This window comes from Candidatus Streptomyces philanthi (assembly GCF_059553635.1).
Genome location: NZ_JCANQV010000464.1, coordinates 1 through 3,075, shown reverse-complemented (window position 1 = coordinate 3,075; position 3,075 = coordinate 1). Strand labels below are relative to the sequence as shown.

The 3,075-nt window shown below is 72.2% G+C and carries 2 protein-coding genes; both read left to right on the top strand.

Features of this window, described 5'->3' with window-relative positions; genetic code table 11:
- A partial coding sequence (locus AC51EU_RS29010; protein WP_496270067.1) for a type I polyketide synthase occupies nt 1–1,370 on the top strand: 1,370 nt, incomplete at its 5' end.
- A 36-nt stretch (nt 1,371–1,406) separates the two neighbouring features.
- A partial coding sequence (locus AC51EU_RS29005) for a type I polyketide synthase (RefSeq protein WP_496270066.1) occupies nt 1,407–3,075 on the top strand: 1,669 nt, incomplete at its 3' end.

Below are 3,075 nucleotides of genomic sequence, written 5' to 3'. Positions count from 1 at the left end.
CCGAGCTGGACGGCGCACGTGATGACGCGCGGGCCTGGGACCCGGAGGGCACGGTCCTGATCACGGGCGGTACCGGCGGCCTGGGCCGTGACCTGGCGCGCCACCTGGTGGCCGAGCGTGGTGTCCGCCATCTGCTGCTGGTGAGCCGCAGTGGCCCCGACGCCCCCGGTGTCGACGACCTGCGGGAGGAACTGGCCGCCCACGGGACCGAGGCGGACGTCCGCGCCTGCGACGTGGCCGACCGGGAAGCGGTCACCGCGCTGATTGCCTCCGTGCCTGCCGAGCACCCCCTGACCGCCGTGATCCACACGGCCGGTGTCCTCGACGACGGCATCGTCACCTCCCTCACCGCCGACCGCCTGTCGTCCGTCCTGCGCCCGAAGGCGGACGCCGCCTGGCACCTCCACGAGGCGACCAAGGACCTGGACCTGGCCGCGTTCGTCCTCTACTCGTCCATCTCCGGTGTGATCGGCGCGCCGGGCCAGGGCAACTACGCGGCCGGCAATGTCTTCCTCGACGCGCTCGCCTCGCACCGTACGGGCCTGGGCCTGCCCGCCCAGTCCCTGGCCTGGGGCGCCTGGACCCAGGGCGGTGGCATGACCGCCGGCCTGTCCGATACGGACATGCAGCGGATGGCCGCCTACGGGACCGCGCCCCTCACCCCGGAGCGGGGCCTGGCACTGTTCGACGCCGCCGTCTCGACCGGCGCGCCCCACCTCGTCGCGATCGGCCGGACCTCCGGACCCGTACGTGCCGACGGCCCGGTGCCGTCCGTTCTGCGCGGGCTGGTCAAGGGTGCCCGGCGCACCGCCGCGAACGCCACCGGTGGCGCCGCGACGACCGCGCTGCTCCTGGACCGGCTGCGGGCGGCGCGCCCGGAGGAGCGTACGCGCCTGATGACCGACCTGGTGCGCACCGAGGCCGCCGCCGTCCTCGGACACGCCTCGGCCCGGAACATCGACACCCGACGCGAGTTCAACGACCTCGGCTTCGACTCCCTGACCTCCGTCGAACTCCGCAACCGGCTCTCCGCGCTCACCGGACTCCGGCTCAGCGCCACCCTGGTCTTCGACCACCCCAACCCCACCGCACTCGCCGAGCACTTCGTCGCGGAACTCGTGGGCGAGGCCGACCCGGGGCCGGCTCTCCTGGCGGAGGTCGAACGGCTCGACGCCGCACTCGCCGCCAGCGAGCCCGACGACCGCACCAGGGCCGCCGTCGCCACCCGTCTCACGCAGATCCTCGACACCTGGCGAGGTGCCCGGACGGAGGAGGACGGCGAGGGGGTCGCCGAGCGGATCGAGGCCGCCAGCGCCGATGAGATCTTCGCCTTCATCGACAACGAGCTCGGCCGTCACAGCGATCGCTGAGTCCGGCCCCCTTATTCACACGGAAGGTTCCACGGCATGCCGAACGACACCAAGCTCGTTGACTACCTCAAGTGGGTCACCAACGACTTGCACCAGACCCGCCAGCGGCTTCGGGAGGTCGAGTCCGCCCAGCAGGAGCCGATGGCCATTGTCGGGATGTCCTGCCGGCTGCCGGGCGGCGTGCGCTCGCCGGAGGAATTCTGGAAGCTGCTGACGGACGGCCGGGACGGCATCACGTCGTTCCCGACGGACCGTGGCTGGAACCTCGACCTGCTCGCCGGCGACGGCAGCGGCAGCAGCGCGACCGCCGAGGGCGGCTTCGTCGACGCCGCCTCGTTCGACGCGGGCTTCTTCGGCATCTCGCCCCGCGAGGCCGTGACGATGGACCCCCAGCAGCGCATCCTGCTGGAGGCGTCCTGGGAGGCGCTGGAGTGCGCCGGCATCGACCCCGTGTCCCTGCGCGGCACCGACACCGGTGTCTTCGTGGGCACCAGCGGTATCGACTACGTCAACACCGTGATGAACTCCCGCGAGGACATCGAGGGACACGGCAGCACCGGCCTCATCGCCAGCATCCTGTCCGGCCGGATCTCGTACAGCTTCGGCCTGGAGGGCCCGGCCGTCACCCTCGACACCGCCTGCTCCTCCTCCCTCGTCTCCCTGCACATGGCGGCGCACGCGCTGCGTTCCGGTGAGTGCTCGCTGGCGCTGGTCGGCGGCGTGACGGTGATATCGACGCCGATGAGCTTCGTCGGCTTCACCCGGCAGGGCGGGCTGGCGCCCGACGGCCGCTGCAAGGCGTTCTCCGACACCGCCGACGGCACCGGCTGGTCCGAGGGCGTCGGCGTCCTCGTCGTCGAGCGGCTGTCCGACGCCCGCCGCCACGGCCACCCCGTCCTCGCCGTGGTGCGGGGGACGGCCGTGAACCAGGACGGTGCCTCCAACGGCCTGACGGCCCCCAGCGGCCCTTCCCAGCAGCGGGTGATCCGGGACGCGCTGGCGAGCGCCGGCTTGTCGGCGTCGGACGTGGACGTGGTCGAGGCGCACGGTACGGGGACGCCGCTGGGTGACCCGATCGAGGCGCAGGCGTTGCTGGCCACTTATGGTCAGGATCGTGATGCGGAGCGCCCGTTGCTGCTTGGTTCGGTGAAGTCGAACCTCGGGCACACGCAGGCGGCGGCCGGTGCGGCGGGCCTGATCAAGATGATCCTGGCGCTGCGCCACGGCATGCTGCCGAAGACACTGCACGTGGAAGCGCCGTCGTCGCATGTCGACTGGTCGGCCGGTGCGGTGGAGCTGCTGACGGAGCCCCGGGAGTGGCCCAAGACCGACCGCCCGTGGCGGGCCGGCATCTCCTCCTTCGCCATCAGCGGCACCAACGCCCACGTCATCATCGAACAGGCACCGGACCCCGAGGGGCCCGACGAGGAGACGCCGCAGGTCACGCCGTCGGCCGTGCCCTGGCTGGTCTCCGCACGATCCCAGGAAGCACTGACCGCACAGCTGGAACAGCTCTCCACCCTGACCGACCGTTCGCCCCTCGACCTGGGCTTCTCCCTGGCGACCACCCGGGCACACCTGGAACACCGTGCGGTACTGCTGTCCGAGGGCGGCACCACCGTCGAGGCGGCGCGCGGGTCTGCCGAGCACACGACCGGCAAGGTCGCGGTGTTGTTCTCGGGGCAGGGTGCGCAGCGGGTGGGGA